The sequence below is a fragment of the Streptosporangium sp. NPDC048047 genome (assembly GCF_040653115.1).
Classification (GTDB): domain Bacteria; phylum Actinomycetota; class Actinomycetes; order Streptosporangiales; family Streptosporangiaceae; genus Streptosporangium.
Map to the genome: position 1 here is coordinate 15505 of NZ_JBEZNH010000024.1, position 17985 is coordinate 33489.

The 17985-nt window shown below is 73.8% G+C and carries 15 protein-coding genes; 5 read left to right on the plus strand and 10 right to left on the minus strand.

The features are described 5' to 3' along the window. Positions 1-222: 222 nt before the first annotated feature. The 6 genes from AB0D67_RS21210 to lon form a co-directional block, all read right to left on the minus strand. Positions 223-1767 carry an AMP-binding protein gene (locus AB0D67_RS21210; RefSeq protein ID WP_362938110.1) on the minus strand — a complete coding sequence of 515 codons (1545 nt, stop codon included), beginning with the start codon at positions 1765-1767 and terminating at the stop codon, positions 223-225. A gap of 201 nt (positions 1768-1968) precedes the next feature. Next, a complete protein-coding gene (locus AB0D67_RS21215; protein WP_362938114.1) occupies positions 1969-2802 on the minus strand; it encodes a MetQ/NlpA family ABC transporter substrate-binding protein in 834 nt (277 codons plus the stop codon). A gap of 160 nt (positions 2803-2962) precedes the next feature. Next, positions 2963-3619, minus strand: coding sequence for a methionine ABC transporter permease (locus AB0D67_RS21220; RefSeq protein WP_362938117.1), 657 nt, complete (start codon positions 3617-3619; stop codon positions 2963-2965). Beyond that, complete coding sequence (locus tag AB0D67_RS21225; protein WP_362938120.1) at positions 3616-4578, minus strand: ATP-binding cassette domain-containing protein; 963 nt, start codon at positions 4576-4578, stop codon at positions 3616-3618. The genes AB0D67_RS21220 and AB0D67_RS21225 overlap by 4 nt, the downstream gene beginning before the upstream one ends. A gap of 529 nt (positions 4579-5107) precedes the next feature. After that, positions 5108-6244, minus strand: coding sequence for a Fic family protein (locus tag AB0D67_RS21230; RefSeq protein WP_362938123.1), 1137 nt, complete (start codon positions 6242-6244; stop codon positions 5108-5110). A 247-nt stretch (positions 6245-6491) separates the two neighbouring features. Further along, a complete protein-coding gene (gene lon, locus AB0D67_RS21235) occupies positions 6492-8861 on the minus strand; it encodes an endopeptidase La (protein WP_362938126.1) in 2370 nt (789 codons plus the stop codon). A 339-nt stretch (positions 8862-9200) separates the two neighbouring features. On the opposite strand from lon, the gene AB0D67_RS21240 reads away from it, so the two are divergent. The 5 genes from AB0D67_RS21240 (at position 9201) to AB0D67_RS21260 (ending at position 14142) form a co-directional block, all read left to right on the plus strand. Then, on the plus strand, positions 9201-10505 hold the full coding sequence (locus AB0D67_RS21240; RefSeq protein WP_362938129.1) for a sensor histidine kinase: 1305 nt from the start codon (positions 9201-9203) through the stop codon (positions 10503-10505). Next, a complete protein-coding gene (locus AB0D67_RS21245; protein ID WP_362938132.1) occupies positions 10502-11158 on the plus strand; it encodes a response regulator transcription factor in 657 nt (218 codons plus the stop codon). The genes AB0D67_RS21240 and AB0D67_RS21245 overlap by 4 nt, the downstream gene beginning before the upstream one ends. A 263-nt stretch (positions 11159-11421) precedes the next feature. Continuing rightward, the gene (locus AB0D67_RS21250; protein WP_362938135.1) at positions 11422-12162 is read left to right on the plus strand and encodes an alpha/beta hydrolase; all 741 of its coding nucleotides are present in this window, start codon (positions 11422-11424) and stop codon (positions 12160-12162) included. Continuing rightward, a complete protein-coding gene (locus AB0D67_RS21255; protein ID WP_362938138.1) occupies positions 12155-13339 on the plus strand; it encodes an acyltransferase in 1185 nt (394 codons plus the stop codon). Before AB0D67_RS21250 ends, AB0D67_RS21255 begins: the two co-directional genes overlap by 8 nt. Positions 13340-13512: 173 nt before the next feature. After that, positions 13513-14142, plus strand: coding sequence for a biliverdin-producing heme oxygenase (locus AB0D67_RS21260; RefSeq protein ID WP_362938141.1), 630 nt, complete (start codon positions 13513-13515; stop codon positions 14140-14142). Here the strand turns inward: AB0D67_RS21260 and AB0D67_RS21265 are convergent. The 4 genes from AB0D67_RS21265 to AB0D67_RS21280 are packed head-to-tail and all read right to left on the minus strand — an operon-like array spanning position 14084 to position 17983. Continuing rightward, the gene (locus tag AB0D67_RS21265) at positions 14084-14764 is read right to left on the minus strand and encodes a hypothetical protein (RefSeq protein WP_362938145.1); all 681 of its coding nucleotides are present in this window, start codon (positions 14762-14764) and stop codon (positions 14084-14086) included. The genes AB0D67_RS21260 and AB0D67_RS21265 overlap by 59 nt on opposite strands. Beyond that, positions 14755-16299, minus strand: coding sequence for a hypothetical protein (locus AB0D67_RS21270; protein ID WP_362938149.1), 1545 nt, complete (start codon positions 16297-16299; stop codon positions 14755-14757). Before AB0D67_RS21270 ends, AB0D67_RS21265 begins: the two co-directional genes overlap by 10 nt. Continuing rightward, positions 16296-17153, minus strand: coding sequence for an ATP-binding cassette domain-containing protein (locus AB0D67_RS21275; protein ID WP_362938152.1), 858 nt, complete (start codon positions 17151-17153; stop codon positions 16296-16298). The genes AB0D67_RS21270 and AB0D67_RS21275 overlap by 4 nt, the downstream gene beginning before the upstream one ends. Further along, on the minus strand, positions 17150-17983 hold the full coding sequence (locus tag AB0D67_RS21280) for a zf-HC2 domain-containing protein (RefSeq protein ID WP_362938155.1): 834 nt from the start codon (positions 17981-17983) through the stop codon (positions 17150-17152). Before AB0D67_RS21280 ends, AB0D67_RS21275 begins: the two co-directional genes overlap by 4 nt. Positions 17984-17985: the final 2 nt, after the last annotated feature.

The following is a 17985-nucleotide window of genomic DNA, read 5'->3' on the forward strand; positions in this document are numbered from 1 at the left end:
GTGACTCCAGTGCATCCAAAGATGCCGGAGAGGGTGTAAGACCAGGTTAAGAGGATGATCGGGAAAGAAGCGCTCTTCTGATGCCGGCTTTATGCGCCGTGGTCAGCGGGTCCGGCCGGCCCCGGAGATCGGTGACGGAAATCACGCCGGGCCGCGTGGGGGGCCGCGCGGGGCGGGCCGCGCGGGGTTGAGCCACCCGGGAACGGGCCGCGACGGCGCGCGTCAGCGTCCGGTGGGCCAGTACTCGTCGCGCAGCAGGCGCTTGTAGAGCTTGCCGGTGGGGTGGCGGGGCAGCTCCTCGCGGAAGTCCACCGACTTCGGGCACTTGTACGGCGCGAGCCGCTCCCGGCAGTAGGCGATCAGCTCCGCCTCCAGCGCGGGACCGGCCTGGTCCATCGAGACCGGTGAGACGACGGCCTTGACCTGCTCGCCCATCTCCTCGTCGGGGACGCCGAAGACCGCGACGTCCGCGACCTTCGGGTGCACCGACAGGACGTTCTCCGCCTCCTGCGGGTAGATGTTCACCCCGCCGGAGATGATCATGTAGGAGCGGCGGTCGGTCAGGTAGAGGAAGCCGTCCTCGTCGAGGTATCCGATGTCGCCGAGGGTGGTCCAGCCCCGGCCGCGGGGGTCGCGCGACGCCTCCGTCTTGGCCTCGTCGCCGTGGTAGACGAACCGCGGCCCGTCGGAGAAGTAGACCGTGCCGTGCTCGCCCGGCGGCAGCTCCTCCCCCTCCTCGTCGAGGATGCGCACGACGCCGAGCAGGGCGCGGCCGACCGTGCCCGGGTGCTTGAGCCAGTCCTCGGAGCCGACGTGCAGGAAGCCGTTGCCCTCGGTGCCGGCGTAGTACTCGTGGATGATCGGCCCCCACCATTCGATCATCCGCTCCTTGACCGGGATCGGGCAGGGGGCGGCGGCGTGGATGGCGCACCTCATCGACGACAGGTCGTGGCGGGCGCGGACCTCGTCGGGCAGCTTGAGCATCTTGATGAACATGGTCGGCACCCACTGCGAGTGGGTCACGCCGTACTTCTCGATGAGCGCGAGGGCCCGCTCGGGGTCGAACCGTTCCATGACCACGACCGTCGCGCCGAGCCGCTGGAAGGTCATGCAGTACCGCAGCGGAGCGGCGTGGTACAGCGGGGCCGGGGAGAGGTAGACGCTGTCGGCCGACGGCGCGAACAGCAGCCGCACGAGTTGCAGCAGGCCGCCGGGCGCGTCCAGCGGCGCCTTGGACAGGGTGGGCTTGACGCCCTTGGGGCGGCCGGTGGTGCCCGAGGAGTAGAGCATGTCCGCGCCCTGGCACTCGTCGGCGACGGGGGTGGGCGGGTGCGCCGCCACCGCCTCCTCGTAGGAGGCGAACCCCTCCGCCCCCTCCGGGACGCCGTCGAGCATGAGCCGCAGCTCGACCTTCGGGGTCAGGGCGGTGACGGAGGCGGCCACGTCGGCCAGGGAGGCCGAGGAGATGAAGACCCGCGCCCCGCAGTTGTCGACGATGTAGGCCAGTTCGTCGGTCCGCAACCGGGAACTGATCGCCGTGTAGTACAGGCCCGACCGGTGGGCGGCCCAGGCGATCGTCAGGAACAGAGGGTGGTTCTCCAGCATGAAGGCGATGTGGTCGCCCGGCCGCAGTCCCGCGGCCCGGAGGAGGTGGGCCAGCCGGTTGGACTCGGAGTCCAGCTCACGGTAGGTGACGACCTGCCCGGAGTCGGCCATGATCACGGCGGGCTTGTCCGGCGAGGTGGCGGCGATCGCTCCCGGGTGCATGAAACCGAACATTACTCTGCCGGTTGCCCGGTGAGAAGAGATGACCGGGCCGCGGCCCCGGGGGTCCGGAGACCGCGGCCCGGTCGTGCGGCACGCGCGTGGCGCGGGGTGTGCGGGACGGCACGGGCGCGAGACTCGCACGGGAACGCCGCGGAACCGTATGGAACGGTCGTGGGCCCGTACGGCACGCGCGGCGCGGGGTCAGGAGGCGGGGATGACCGCGCCCTTGTACTGCTGCTCGATGAACTGCTTCACCTCGGGACCGGCGAGCAGCTTGGCGAGCTTGACCACGCGCGGGTCCTTCTCCTTGCCGGCCGCCACGACCAGGCCGTTGGCGTAGGGGTTGTTCTCGGACTTCTCCAGCACCAGCGCGTTCTCGGCCGGCTTCAGGCCCGCCTCCAGGGCGTAGTTGCCGTTGATCACGGCGGCGTCCACGTCGTCGAGGGAGCGGGGCAGCTGCGCGGCCTCCAGCGGCTGGAACTTCAGGTTCTTGGGGTTGCCGGTCACGTCACGCTCGGTGGCGGCGGTGCCGACGCCCTCCTTCAGGGTGATCACGCCGTTGTCGGCGAGCAGCCTCAGCGCCCGGCCGAGGTTGGTGGCGTCGTTGGGCACGGCGACGGTCGCGTTCGAGCCCAGCGCGTCCAGGCTGGTGATCTTCTTGGAGTACAGGCCCAGCGGCTCCAGGTGGACCGGCTGCACGAAGGTCAGCTTGGTGCCCTTGGAGGAGTTGAAATCGTCCAGGTAGGGCTTGTGCTGGAAGTAGTTGGCGTCGAGCTGGCCGTCATTGAGCTGGACGTTCGGCTGGACGTAGTCGGTGAACTCGACGATCTCGAGGTTCAGGCCCTCCTTGGCGGCGAGCTTGTCCTTGACGAACTTCAGGATCTCGGCGTGCGGGACCGGGCTGGCGCCGACCTTGAGGACGTCGGAGGCCGAGGACGTGCCTTCGCCGCCGGACCCGGACGAGCCCGAGCCGCAGGCGGCCAGGGCCAGGGTCAGCGCGATGATCGCGGAGACGATTCCGATGAGCTTGCGCATGGTGTGCTTCCTTGTGGATACGGCGTCCGGCGGCCCGCTCGCGGCGGGGCCTCCGGGGGACGGGAAAGGTACGGCCGGCCCTCCGGGAACCCGTCTCGGCGGGATCCCGGGGGGACGGGAGGAACGCGGGGGGGCGCGGGGGGCGCGGGGGCGCGGAAGGTCAGCGGCGGGCCAGGCGGCGGGCGGCGAAGTCGCCCAGCATCTGGCCGAGCTGCACGATGACGATCAGGACGACGACGGTGACGATCATCAGTGAGGTCTCGAAGCGCTGATAGCCGTAGCGGATGGCCAGGTCCCCCAGCCCTCCGCCGCCGATGGCGCCGGCCATCGCCGAGTAGGAGATCAGCGCGACCACGGTCACCGTCAGGCCCGCGACCAGGCCGGGCATGGCCTCCGGCAGCAGGACCTTGCCGACGATCGTCGTACGGCTCGCGCCCATGGCCTGGGCGGCCTGCACCTTGTCGTCGCCGACCTCGCGCAGGGCGGTCTCCACCAGGCGGGCGAAGAACGGCGCGGCGCCGAGGGTCAGCGGGACCACCGAGGCGGTCGTGCCGATGGTGGTGCCGACGATCATCCGGGTCAGCGGGATCACCGCGATCATCAGGATGATGAACGGCAGCGAGCGGCCGATGTTGACCACCAGCCCGAGCACCCGGTTCAGCGGTCCGGAGGGCAGCAGCCCGCCGCGGTCGGTGACGATCAGCGCGACGCCGAGCGGCAGCCCGATCAGCACGGTGAACAGCGTGGACCAGGCGACCATCTCGACGGTCTGCCAGGTCGCCTCCCACAGCAGGGGGGCCATCTCGTCCCAGGTCATCGGGCTTCCTCCACCAGCAGGCCGCGCTCGGACAGGTGGGCGAGGGCGGCGTCCCTGCCGCCGCCGGTGAGGCGCACGCGCAGCCGTCCGGCGGAGACCCCGGCGACCTCCTCCAGCGCCCCGCCGAGGATGTTGACGTCCACGTCGAACTTGCGGACCAGCTGCGAGATCACCGGCTCGCCGGCCTGCCCGGCGAAGGTGATCGTGACGGCGTCCGGCTCGGCCGGGGGAAGCGGGAACAGCTCCTCCGTCAGCCGGGACCCCGGACGGGCGAGCAGGTCGGGGATGGCTCCGGACTCCTGGATCCGGCCGTCCGCCATGATGGCGGCCGAGTCGCAGATCGACTTGACGACGTTCATCTCGTGGGTGATCAGCAGGATCGTCAGGCCGAGCTCGCGGTTGAGGCTCTTCAGCAGGGCGAGGATCGACTGGGTGGTGGCCGGGTCGAGCGCCGAGGTGGCCTCGTCCGACAGCAGCACCGCGGGCCTGCCCGCCAGCGCGCGGGCGATGCCGACGCGCTGCTTCTGGCCGCCGGACAGCTGCCCGGGGTGCGCCTTCGCCTTGTCGCCCAGGCCCACCAGCTCCAGCAGCTCGGCGACGCGCCGGGCGCGTTCCGCCCGGCCGGTCTTCATGACCTCCAGGGGGAACGCGACGTTCCCGGCGACCGTGCGGGAGGACATCAGCGCGAAGTGCTGATGGACCATCCCGATGCCGCGGCGGGCCAGGCGCAGCTCGCCCTCCCCCAGCGCGGTCAGCTCCCGGCCGGCCACGGTCACCGTGCCCTCGGTGGGCCGTTCCAGCAGGTTGACGCAGCGCAGCAGGGTGCTCTTGCCCGCGCCGCTGCGGCCCAGCACACCGAAGATCTCACCCTCGCGGACCCGGAGGTCGACGCCGTCGACGGCGACCACCTCGCGTCCACGATCCCGGTAGACCTTGCGCAGGCCTGACACGTCGATCACAGCCGTGAATCCCCCAAACGGATGTCGAAGAAAGGACGTCGAGCGGGGGACGGGCTAGCGGGTGCCGGGGGGGAAGGGCAGGTGGCTCAGACGGCGCAGGACGAGACGGTCCGCGGGGCAGGTCATGGTGGAAGCCTTCGTGGGTTCGCGAAGAGGACGGGGCGGGGGCGGGGTCAGCGCGCGGAGCGGATCCGGTGAGTCCCGCACATGCACATGCCACGACACGACCCTCGGTCCGTCGAGGTCGGGGCGGCACGGCGCGTCGTCTTCACGTGGGCGTCAACACATGCTTTAGAAGCCCTATTCCTGATATTTCATGTGATTCAGGCCACTTTACCAAAGTAGGGTTGACCAGGGAGAACCGGGGATACGGTCTCCCGGGAGGCGCTCCGGGGACCGCGACGGCCTCCCCCGAAGCCGTACGGCGACCACCTGGCGGGGCCGGGTCTCGCGGTCCCCCCGAGAGCGCGAGGCGCGCCACCGGCTCAGACGTCGTGGTCTCCCGGAGACCGCGAGACGCGCCACCGGCTCAGACGTGGCGGTAGGGGTCGCGCAGCGGCACCGCCCGCGCGGCGAAGCCGTCCTTGATCTCCTGCATCCGCGGGCCGGGCGCGTAGAAGCGCCCCTTGGTCTCCCCGTACGGCCGCAACCATCCCCCGGCCGCCAGGTCGCGCAGGTCCCGGGCCGCCTGCCCCTGGCTGAGCGCCTCGTCGGCCTGGTACCGGCTGCGGCGCAGCCGCCGGTTGACGAACACCTCGTAGAGCGCGGAGACGGTCCGCGGGTTCAGGCCGTCGGCGTCGACGCGCTCCTCCAGCATCGTCCACACCTCCCCCGCCTCGGCCAGCCGCCGCCCGACCTGCTGGGCCTGGAGGTGGTGGGCGCGCAGGCAGAACCGCACCCAGGGCAGCGTGTCGCCGTGCGGGTTCCACCGGATGTCCCGCCGTGTGCCGGACAGGGCGCGGTAGTAGTCGACCGTGTTCTCCAGGGTGCCCAGCCACTCCTCGATGGAGGAGAACTCCGGGGTGGTGATCTGGTCGCGGCCGAGCACCAGCGTCTGCAGCGCCCGGGACATCCGGCCGTTGCCGTCGCGCCAGGGGTGGATGCTCACCAGGTTGAAGTGGGCCATGGCCGCCCGCACGTAGCTCGGCGCGTCGAGGTCGCCGGAGTTCAGCCAGCCGGTCAGCTCCTCCAGCAGCTCCGGCACCTCCTCGGCGTCCGGGCCCTCGTAGACGACCTCGCCGGTGGCCGTGTTGCGGACGTAGATGCCGCCGGGCCGTACGGCGCCCGGGGTCTTGTCCACGTGGTGGCCGATCATCATGAAGTTGAGCGCGTGGAGCAGGCCGGTGTCGAATCGGAACGCCCTGGCGTGAGAGAGGATCCGGATGTAGGTGAGTGCCTGCTGGTAGCCGGAGATCTCCCTGGCCACCGCGGCGGAGGTCTCCAGCGGGTCCTCACCGGCCATGATCGACTCGATGTCCTCGACGCTGGCGCGGTAGCCCTCGATGGAGTTCGAGCCCTGGATGGCCAGGGCCTGGAGGTGGCGCCGGAGTTTCCCGTCCCAGCGGTGGGTCTCCGCGAGGCGGTATTTCAGGTCGCGCCGCATCTCCTCGATCTCGCCGAGGACCTTGTCGTCGATGGCCTCCAGCCGAGGCGTGCCGTACAGCATGCCCCCATGACAGCATGGACGGATCATCCCTTCAAGCGAATGAATAATTCGTCCATTTATGTCCTTTGGGAGGGCCGGCCGAACCACCGCGGCCGTCCGGAACGGCGGACGGCCCGCCCTCTCGGAAGGGCGGGCCGTCACGGGTACGGCCGGCCGGGCCGCACGCGGCCGGCCGTACCCCGGGCGGCCGGTCGGGCCGCGGGAGGCGGGCCCGGCCGGGTGAGGCGGGCGGGGCCCGTGAGCCGGGTCAGGCCGCGGCGCGGTCGGCGACCTTGGCCGGGGTGAGCGCGATCTCCAGGACCTCGCGCACGTCGCTGACCGTGTGGACGGTCAGCTCGTCGCGCACCGCCTGGGGCACGTCGTCCAGGTCGGGCTCGTTGCGGGCCGGGATCAGCACGGTGGTGATGCCCGCCCGGTGGGCGGCCAGCAGCTTCTGCTTGACCCCGCCGATCGGCAGCACCCGGCCGGTGAGGGAGACCTCGCCGGTCATCGCCACGTCGCTCCTGACCTGGCGGCCCGACAGCAGCGAGGCCAGGGCCGTGATCAGGGTGACGCCGGCCGACGGACCGTCCTTGGGAACGGCGCCGGCGGGGAAGTGGACGTGCACCGAGCGGTCCTTGAGGGAGGACACCGGCAGCTCCAGCTCCGCGCCGCGCGAGCGCAGGTAGGACAGGGCGATCCTGGCCGACTCCTTCATGACGTCGCCGAGCTGGCCGGTCAGGGTCAGTCCGGTGTCGCCGGTCTCCGGGTCGGCCAGCGACGCCTCGACGTACAGGACGTCGCCGCCCGCGCCGGTGACCGCCAGGCCGGTGGCCACGCCGGGCACCGCCGTACGCTGGCGGGACTCCGGGAGCGAGGACTCCGGCACGTGCCGCGGGCGGCCGAGGTAGGGGACGAGGTCCTCCACCGTCACCGGCAGCTCCCCTGCGCCGAGCGCGACGTTGGCGGTCACCTTGCGCAGGACCCTGGCGATCGAGCGTTCCAGGGACCGCACGCCGGCCTCCCTGGTGTACTCGCCGGCCAGCCGGCGCAACGCGTCCTCGCCGATGACGACGTCCTCGGCGGTCAGGCCGGCCTTGTCGAGCTGGCGGGGCAGCAGGTGGTCGCGGGCGATGGCGACCTTCTCGTCCTCGGTGTAGCCGTCGAGGGTGACGATCTCCATGCGGTCCAGCAGCGGGCCGGGGATGGCCTCCAGCACGTTGGCGGTCGCCAGGAACAGCACGTCGGACAGGTCGAGCTCGACCTCCAGGTAGTGGTCGCGGAAGGTGTGGTTCTGCGCCGGGTCGAGGACCTCCAGCAGCGCGGCGGTGGGGTCGCCGCGGTAGTCGGAACCGACCTTGTCCACCTCGTCGAGCAGCACGACCGGGTTCATCGAGCCGGCCTCGCGGACGGCGCGGACGATCCGGCCGGGCAGCGCGCCGACGTAGGTGCGGCGGTGACCGCGGATCTCGGCCTCGTCGCGGACGCCGCCGAGGGCGACGCGGACGAACTTGCGGCCCATCGCGCGGGCCACCGACTCGCCGAGGGAGGTCTTGCCGACCCCGGGAGGACCGGCCAGCGCCAGTACGGCGCCGCTGCGGCGCCCGCCGACGACCCCGAGCCCCTGGGCGGCGCGGCGGCCGCGGACGGCGAGGTACTCGATGATGCGGTCCTTGACGTCGTCGAGGCCGGTGTGGTCGGCGTCGAGGACGGCGCGGGCCGCGGCGATGTCGTAGGAGTCCTCGGTCCGGGTGTTCCACGGGATGTCGAGGACGGTGTCGAGCCAGGTGCGGATCCAGCCGGTCTCCGGGGACTGGTCGGAGGTCCGCTCCAGCTTGTCGACCTCCTTCAGCGCGGCCTCGCGCACCTTCTCGGGCAGGTCGGCGGCCTCGACGCGGGCGCGGTAGTCCTCCTCCTCGGTCTCCGGGGAGGAGCCGTTGAGCTCCGACAGCTCCTTGCGGACGGCGGCGAGCTGCTGGCGCAGCAGGAACTCGCGCTGCTGCTTCTCCATGCCCTCCTGGACGTCCTTGCGGATCGTCTCGGCGACGTCGAGCTCGGCGAGGTGCTCGCGCGCCCACTCGACCAGCTTGGCCAGCCGGTCGGCCGGGTCGGCGGCCTCCAGGATCTCGGCCTTGCGCTGGGTGCCCAGCCAGGGGGCGTAGCCGGAGCTGTCGGCCAGGACCGACGGGTCGTCCATCTGGTTGACGGCGTCGACGACCTGCCAGGCGCCCCGCTTCTGCAGGATCGTGGTGGTCAGCGCCTTGTACTGCTTGGCCAGCTCGACGGCGCGCTCGCCCGCCGGAACGGCCTCGATGACGGTGGCCTGCACCCACAGCGCGGCGCCGGGTCCGGTCGTGCCGGCGCCGACGCGGACGCGGTCGACGCCGCGCACCACGGCGGCGGGCTCGCCTCCGGGCAGCCTGCCGACCTGCTCGATGACGGCCTTGACGCCGACGGAGCCGTAGCGGCCGTCGATGCGGGGAACGAGCAGGACCTGCCCCTTGTTCTCGGTGAGCGCCTGAGCCGCGTCGATCGCGGCCCGGACCTCGGCCTCGGACAGGTCCAGCGGAACCACCATTCCCGGCAGCACGACCTGGTCGTCGAGCGGGAGAACCGGGAGGATCAAGCTCTCACTCATGCGCACTCCAAGGGTTGAGTTACATCGACTCAATTAATGGGAGCGTGGAAATGTTCCCGGGATTGAGCGTGTTCGCCGTGAGCGATCGTAATTCTGTAATCGACTCCTCTGGCGAGTCTCCCGGGAGCCTCGGGGCGGCCGTCGCCGGGGGCTCCGCAGGACTTCGGAAGCCCGAGGGCCGGCCGGGCGGTTTCGCGGGACACGCCGGGATCACCCCCGGCGCGGACCTCCCCGGGGATCGCCGCGAAGGGCTTCGGGGAAGGGTCACCCCCGAGAGGTACGCGACGGATCACCCCGGGGCGGGACGACAGCCGTCCGCGACCTCCCTAGGCTGGGCCGGTGCCCCTGCGCGACGCCCTCCCCCGGTTGTCCCGGCCGCTGGTCCGCGCCCTGGTGAAAGGGGAACCCGGTCCGCCGTTCCCCCGATCCCGGCGCCTCCGCCCCCGGCTTCCGGTCTTCCTGGGACTGCTGCCGTTCCGGACCGTCGACCTGGTCCTGGTGGCCGACCTGGTACTCGCCTGGATCCTGTTCGCCGGCGGCTACTCGCTCCTGCTGACCCTCAACGGCATGCCGCCCCGGCCGGGTGTCCCCGCTCAGGGGATCAACGAGAACGTCCTCTTCCTCTGCGCGCTCGTCTCCTCGCTGCCGGTGGCGCTGCGCAACCGGTGGCCGCTGGCGGCCTGGCGACTGGCCACCGGCGGCATGCTTCTGGCCGCCCACTTCGTGGACCGGCTGTTCAACCAGCCCTACTCCATCTCGGGCGTCATCACCTACCTGCTGGTCGTCTACTCGGTGGCGGTGCGCTGCGACCGCGAGACCACCCTCGGGGCGTGGCTCGTCTCGATGCTCGCCCTGTTCGCGGTCAAGCCCGACGACCCCCTGATCGCGCTGGGCGCCGTCATGCTCACCGTGACCGCGCTCCTCGGCTACAACGTGCGGACCAGGCGCCTGGCCGCCGGCCGGCTGGCGGAGGAGGAACGGCGCAGCGAGCGGGCCCTGGCGGCGCAGGCCGTACTGGAGGAACGGACCAGGATCGCCCGGGAGCTGCACGACGTCGTCGCCCACCACATGTCGGTGATCGCCATCCAGGCCGAGGCCACGCCGCTGAAGGCCGCCGGGGATCCCGGGACGCTGGAGGAGGGGCTGCGGGAGATCCGCGCGCTGTCGCTGGCGGCCATGACCGAGATGCGCCGCGTGCTGGGTGTGCTGCGCGACGGCGACGAGCGCGCCGACACCGCGCCGCAGCCCGGCCTCGGCCGCCTGGAGGAGCTGATCGCCACCGCGCGCTCCGCCGGGCTCACCGTGACGCTCCGGCTCGGCGGCGACCTGCTGGGGCTGCCCACGACGGTGAGCCTGTCGGCCTACCGGATCGTCCAGGAGGCGCTGAGCAACGCCATGCGCCACGCGCCCGGCGCGGCCGTCTCGGTACGGATCACCCGCTCCGGCGACGAGCTGCGCGTCCACGTGGCGAACGGCGCCGGCGGCGGTCGCGAGCGGCCGCCGGGCAACGCCGGGCACGGCCTGCTCGGCATGCGGGAACGGGTCTCCATGATCGGCGGCAGACTGTGGGCCGGGCCGGTCGGCAAGGGCTTCGCGGTCACCGCCATACTGCCGATCATGGAAGACGCGGAGGACGGCGCATGACGATCCGGGTGCTCATCGCCGACGACCAGGGCATGGTGCGGACCGGCTTCACCGTGTTCCTCGGTTCGCAGCCGGACATCGAGGTCGTCGGCGAGGCCGCCGACGGGCGCGAGGCCGTCGCCCGGACGGCCGAGCTGCGGCCGGACGTCGTGCTGATGGACGTGCGGATGCCGGTCATGGACGGCCTGGCCGCCACCCGGGCCATCCTGGAGGCCGACGGCCCGAAGCCGAAGGTGCTGATCCTGACCACCTTCGATCTCGACGACTACGTGTACGAGGCGCTGCGGGCCGGGGCGAGCGGGTTCCTGCTCAAGGACGCCTCCGCCCAGCAGCTCGCCGAGGCGGTCCGGGTCGTCGCCTCCGGCGACGCGCTGCTCGCGCCGTCGGTGACCCGGCGGCTGATCTCGGAGTTCGCCCGGGTCGGGCCGCGCCGCCCGCGTGCCAGGCCGGCCGACATCACCGAGCGCGAGACCGAGGTGCTCACGCTGATCGCCCAGGGCCGCTCCAACCAGGAGATCGCCGAGCAGCTCGTGCTGTCGGAGCAGACCGTCAAGACCCACGTGGGCCGCATCCTGGCCAAACTGGGTCTGCGCGACCGCGCCCAGGCGATCGTCTACGCCTACGAGTCGGGCCTGGTCCGCCCCGGCGGCTGACCCCGGGGCCCCTTCGCGCGGCCGGGCGCCGTCCCCCCGGCAGGGACCTCGTACGGCGAGCGGCCCCCGGGACACCGCGCGCCCGGACACGCCCCCGGCGGGAACCTCGTACGGCGAGCGCCCCCGGGACGCCGCGTGACCGGTCCCGGTGCGACCCCCTCCCCCCACGGGGTGACCCGGCAGGTGAGCGCGGCGGGGTGACGCGGGCGACGGGCTCCGGTCCCTAGCGTCCTGTCCGATCCCCCTATCGGACCGGAGGTCCCATGCCCCGTCGCGCGCTCACCGCGGTCGTCGCCGCCGCCCTGGCCTACACGGCCGTCCCCGCCGCCCACGGCGACCGGATCGTCCGCGTCTACGGCGACCTGAGCGCGGCCGAACGCGTCGCGGTCGTCGTCCCCGGATCCGACACCACGGCCGCCAACTTCGACGGCGGCCGGGCCGACCCGTACAGCACGCCGGCGGTCGGGGCCCGGACCGTGCTGGCCGAGGCGCGGGCGCTGGACCCCGGGGCCCGGCTGGCGGTGGTCGCCTGGCTCGGCTACGACAGCCCGGCCACGGAGAGCGTCGGCGCGCTGACCGACCGGGCCGCCCGGAGGGGGGCGGCGGAGCTGCGGCACTTCCTCGCCGGAACGGCGTTCCGTGGCAAGCGGGTCAGCCTGCTGTGCCACAGCTACGGCTCGGTGGTGTGCGCCCTGGCCGCGCGGGGGTCGGGCGTGGAGAGCGTCGCCGTCTTCGGCAGCCCGGGGCTCGGCGTCTCGTCCGCGGCGGAGCTGGGCGTCCCGCTGTGGGCGGGCAGCGGGAGCGGCGACTGGATGCGCCGGGTGCCGAAGGTACGGCTGGGTCCGCTGGGGTTCGGGCCCGATCCGGCGGGGGCGGGCTTCGGGGCCCGCGTGTTCGCCGCGGGCGGCGTGGGACACAGCGGCTACCTGCACCCCGGCACCGAGTCGCTGCGCAACCTCACCCTGATCGCCCTGGGCCGGACCGGCGAGGTGTCCCGTGGCTGACCGCACCGGATCGGCGCGACGGCCCGCTCGCGACCGCGCCACCCCTCCCGCCACCGGCCCCCTCGGCGCCGTCGCCGCCCGGATCGAGGCCGCCACCCCGGCCGGCCGGGACCGCGGGGCGGACGCGCTGCGGGCGCTGGCCATCGCCGGGGTGGTCACCGGCCACTGGCTGGTCACGGCGTGGACGCCCGGCACCGGCGGGACGGTCCGCGTCTCCAGCCCGCTCGCCTACATGCCCTGGCTGACGCCCGTCTCCTGGGTACTGCAGACGCTGGCGGTCTTCTTCTTCGTGGGCGGGTACGCGGCGGAGCGGAGCCTGCGGTCGGCCGCCGGATACGGGGTGTGGGCACGGGCCAGGATGCGGCGGCTGCTGCGGCCGGTGGGCCCGCCCGTCCTGGTGTGGGCGGGCGCCGCCGCCGGTCTGGCACTGGGCGGCATGCCGGTCGGCTCGGTCAGGTCGCTGGTGCAGCCCACGGCCGGGCCGCTGTGGTTCCTGGCGGTCTTCGCCGCGCTCACCGCGGCCACACCCCTGCTGCGGGCCGCGCCGCTCGCCGTGGCCGGATCGGCCGCCGCCGTCGTGCTCACCACGGACGTGATCCGGTTCGGGCCCGGCGGGCCGTCCTGGCCGGGATGGGTGAACGTGGTGGCCGGGTGGCTGGTGCCGTACGCGCTGGGCGTCGCCTGGGCACGCGGGGCGCTCGCCTCGCGCCGGGCGGCGGCGGGCCTGCTGGCGGCGGGCGCGGCCGGGACCGCGGCGCTGGTCGTCTGGGCCGGGTATCCGGCGAGCATGGTCGGCGTCACCGGGGCGAAGGTGTCCAACCTCGGCCCGCCCACGCTCGCCGTGGTCTGCTTCGGGATCGCGCAGACAGGGCTGGCGCTGCTGGTGCGCGAGCCGCTGGCCCGGCTGGCGCGGCGGCCCCGGGTGTGGGCGGCGGTCGCGCTGGTGAACCTGTCGGCGATGACCGTCTTCCTGTGGCACCAGACGGTCCTCGCCGCGGCGGCGCTGGCCGCGCTGCGTTTCGGGGGTGTGCCCGGCCTGGTGGAGACACCCACCGGGCCGGCCTGGCTGGCGCACCGGCTGGCCTGGCTGCCGCTGCTGGCCGTACTGCTGACCCTCGTCGCGCTCGTCACCCGTGCGGGGGGACGGTTCCGCGGCGGGAGGACGGCCGAGGGGTGAACGCCCGTGACGGGCGGACCGGGGAGTCGGGTGGTTCCGCGGCGGGCGCGCCGGACCCGGGTGATCGGCGTGAGTTTGACGGGTTTGATGGGCTTTGTGAGGCTGGGGAGTCCATGCCGACGTAAAGCCCCTTCCACCACGGAGTGATACCGATCGAGGCACCGTTCTCCGAAGTGCTCAGGAACGCCACCCGGGACGACCACGCCGCGGCCGAGAACCAGGACTATCTCGTCGCGCTGCTGGCCGGCCGGCTCAGCCCGGAGGGCTACGGCGCGATGGTCGCCCAGAACCACTTCGTCCACGCCGCGCTCGACCGCGTCTCCCGGGCCCTGGCGGACGACCCGGTCGCCGCGCCGTTCGTCCTGCCGGAGCTGTACCGGGAGGAGGCGTCGGCGCGCGACCTGGAGATGATCCTCGGCCCCGGCTGGCGGACCGCGATCGAACCGTCGGCGCCGACCCTGGCCCTGGTCGCCCGCATCGACCGGACCGCCGCCTGGCCGGGCGGCTACGTCGCCCACCACTACACCCGCTATCTGGGCGACCTGTCGGGCGGGCAGTTCATCCGGAGGGAGCTGCGGCGGATCTACGGCTACGGGCAGGACGGCGGCGCCGACGCCTACCGCTTCGACGCCGTCGGCAGCATCCCCCGCTTCAGGAAGGAGTACCGCGCCCGGCTGGACGCCCTGCCCGTGGACGAGGACGAGCGGCGGCGGATCGTCCAGGAGGCCAGGCTCGCCTTCCGGCTCACCACCGAGGTGCTTGCCGGCCTCGGCCGCGCGGTCCTCGCCGAACCGGCCGCCTGAACCGCGAGCGCAGATCACCGCAGGCCGGCCCGAGCAGCACCGTGACGACCACCAGCGTCGCGAGCCAGCCGTGGTGCACCACCTCCCAGTTGTCCTCCTGCGGATACAGCCACGGCCAGTACGGACCCCGGGCCGCCAGGCTCACCGAGACGGTCGCGAGCAGGCCGCCCGTCCCGGCGAGACCGGCCACCCTCCCCGAGTGCAGCCGGGCGGCCACCGACGCCGACAGCAGCCCCACCGCGGCGCACACCGCCGCCTCCACCGCCATCCCCGGCACCCTCAGCTCGTCTCCCGCGCGCAGCCTGGCCACCGCGACCACGCAGGCGGCCGACCAGACCAGCCCGGCGCCCAGTGCGCCCAGGGCGCAGCGCAGCCCCTGACGCACCCGGCGGGGCACCGGGGTGGCGGCGGTGTCGGCGTCCATCACGTCGGGCACGGTGAACGCGGCCGCCGCGCCCAGCAGCACCGCCGTCATCCGCAGCAGGGTGAACGCCGTCCCCCACCCCAGACCCGCGCCGGTGTCCACCATCGAGATGATCAGCAGGGACAGGGCGGCGGCGACCGCGAGGGGGGTCCAGTGGGTCGCGCTGAGCACCGGCCGCACCAGGCGGATCACGAGCACGGCGTCCCCCTGACCGGCTCGGGGGCGAAAGCCGGGCGCAGTCCCAGCAGCGGCAGCGCCCGCTCGATCGTCGTGCCCGGCGCAAGCAGCGTGTCCCAGTGCGCCCAGATCCGCTCCCGGGCTCCCGGCGTGGCCAGGAGCTCGCGGGCGTAGCCCAGTTCGGCCGCGCCGTAGCCGGCCGCGCCCAGCGGCGACAGCCGGGGCTCGAACAGCGACCCCCCTATCTGCAGCTCGCTCTCCACGGCGGGCGCCGGCGGCGCGACCTGGCCGAGAAGCCACAGACCCACGACGGTTCTGGCCTGCCCCCGCCCGTCACAGCCCGCACTCGTCGGGGCCTCCAGCCGGGTGAACCGGTTGATCAGCCGGGCGGCGAGCGCCGTGCGGTGAGCGTCCCGCGCGCCGGCCCGCCCCCACATCATGAACGTCCCGATGAACCGCTCGTCGTGATCTTCGGCCATCCACCAGCTGTCGGAGTACTGCCGGACGGCCGGCAGCCGGCCGCGCGCCGCCGGGGGCAGCGCCTCGACGACGGGCTCCACGGCCGAGGCCCACAGCGGGATCCAGGAGACGTACTCGGGGAACGCGCAGTAGGTGACGGCGCCCCGCTTCTCGCACCTGCGGGAGTCCGGCCCGAAGTAGCGGTCGCGGACCGGCGCCGGGACGAGCCGCGCGGTGAACTCCGTACCCACCGGCAGGGACGGGTTCATCTCCGCCCGTCCCGGGGCGGCGGCGGTCGCGACGGCCCCCGCGGGCACCGCCACCGCCGCCGCGGTCACCGCCGCCGCCAGCCGCGCCGGCCGAACCCCGTGCCGCAGCAGGGCCAGGGCTGCGAAGAGGACGACGGCCGCGACCAGGTACGGCACGTGCAGACCGGACGGCCGGGCCGGCCAGTCGGGGCCGTGGAACAGCACCACCGGCAGGAACCAGCCGCCGTAGCCGCCCTGGTTGCCGTTCAGCCAGGTGAACGCTCCCAGCAGGAAGACCGCCGCGGGCACCGCGACCGGCCAGGGCGCCCACCTGCCGAGCACCGCGCCCAGCCCCGCGGCGAACGGCACCGCCAGCACCCCCGCCAGCGCCTCGTACGGGTCGAACGTCCCGGCCACCGGCCCCATGGCCAGCCGCGCCGCGAGGTAGAGGGCCATCGTCAGCGCGGCGATCCCGGCGCTCACGGCCACGACCGCGACCACCGCGGCCGCGGTCCGCTCCGGCGCCCGGCCGGGCAGCGGGCCGAGGGACTCGGGCATGCCCTCGCGGGTGTCCCGGGAGACGGCGAGGTGGGCGGCCAGCATGGCGGCGGCGGCGAGCAGCAGCATGGCGCCCGACATGCTCACCGGGTCGATGGTCAGGTCCGGCAGCCACTCATGGACCGCGTACAGCCGCAGGCCCAGGCACAGGGCCGCCGCGCCCCACAGCAGCGGGCCGCGCAGCAGCCGGCGCGTCTCGAAGACCGTCAGCGTCCACAGACCGGCGGAGGGCGTCGGCGCCCGCAGGCCGGCGGAGGCCGTCACCGCCCGCGGACCGGCGGAGGGCCTCACGCCGTCACCTCCGCCGCGTCGCCGAGGAGGAGCAGGTAGCCGTCCTCGATGGCCGGCTCGGCGGGGACCGCGCCGGCCGGCCGCTCCCCCAGCGTCCGGTAGCGGCCGTCGGCGGTCCGCCAGAACAGCCGCGACGCCGCCGGGGGATGCTCCGAGAGCCACACCTGCCCGGACGCCGCCGTGGCGAGACCCGCCGGGGTCCCCACGAACACGACGCGCCCCCCGCGCATCACGACGACCTGCTCGCACAGGGCGGCGACGTCCTCGGTCTGGTGGGTCGACAGCAGCACCGTGCGGCCCTCGCCGAGCCGGGAGACCAGTGCCCGGAACCGCATCCGCTGCTCGGGGTCCAGCCCGACCGTCGGCTCGTCCAGGACGAGCAGGCCCGGCTCGCCGAGCAACGCCTGGGCCAGAGCCAGGCGCTGCCGCATGCCCCCGGAGAGCCTGCGGACCTTCGTCGCGGCCCGGTCGGACAGGTCCACCTCGGCCAGCACCCGGCGCACCTCCCGGTGACGCTCCCGCCGATCGGTGATCTCCTTCAGGATGGCCACGTAGTCGACCAGCTCGAAGACGGTGAAGTGCGGGTAGGCCCCCGGGTTCTGCGGCAGGTACCCCAGGCGGCGGCGCAGCGCGGTGCGCTGTCCCCGGTCGGCGGGGTCCAGGCCGAACACGCGGATCTCACCGGAGTCGGGGGCCAGCGTCGTGGCCAGGCAGCGCAGCAGGGTGGTCTTGCCCGCGCCGTTCGGGCCGAGCAGCCCGGTCACGCCGGGACCGGCGCCCAGGTCGACCCCGTCGAGGACGGGGGTGGCTCCGTAGCGCTTGGTCAGCGCCCGGACGTCGATGGTCGTGGTCAACGGTGTTCTCCGGGGTCGAGGCGGCGGCGCCGCGCGTACAGGAGGGGAAGGAGCAGTGCGACGGCCGCGCCGTACAGGGTCTGGGCGGGCGCCTGGAAGGGCAGGAACCGGTCGCCGGCGGCCACGCCGCAGACCAGCACCGCGCCCCACCACGCCACGGCGAGCGCGGCGGCGGCGACGAGCGGCGAGACCCGGGTGGACAGCACCAGCGCCGCCAGGCTCAGCGCCAGCGAGGGCAGCAGCCAGGCCGCGCCGGAGCCGCCCGGCACGGACGGGCGGGGCAGCAGCAGCGCGGCCACGCCGGTCAGGGCGAACGCGACGGCCAGCACCGCCACGGCCCGCAGCAGGAACAGCCGCGGCCCCGAAAGCGGGGTGGCGGCCTGCGCCTCGTGGACCGGGTCGACGCGCGGGCCGTAGGCGAACGCGATGCCCAGCAGCGGCAGGACCGGAGCCGCCGCCAGGAACGTCAGCACCGCGTCCGGGTCGCGGACGGCGAGGCGGGCGGAGGCGACGGCGAAGACGAGCACCAGCGTCACCGCGGTCAGCCAGGCGCGGCCGAGCGCCGGGGTGGCCGCCACCAGCCTCGCCAGGTGCCCGGGCACGCCCAGCCGGTGCAGGACCCGCTCGGCGAGCCGCGGCCGGGGCCGTCCCACCACGTCCTCGATCGCCGCCCAGCTCTCCGCCAGCCACTCCCGCTCGTACGGCACCGCCGCGCGGCACCGCCCGCACCGGGTGAGGTGACTCTCCACCGACATCACCTGTGCCGCGTCCAGCCGGCCGGCCACGTAGCCCTCGGTCAGCCCGGCCGGCAGGTGCCACTGCGCGCTCATGC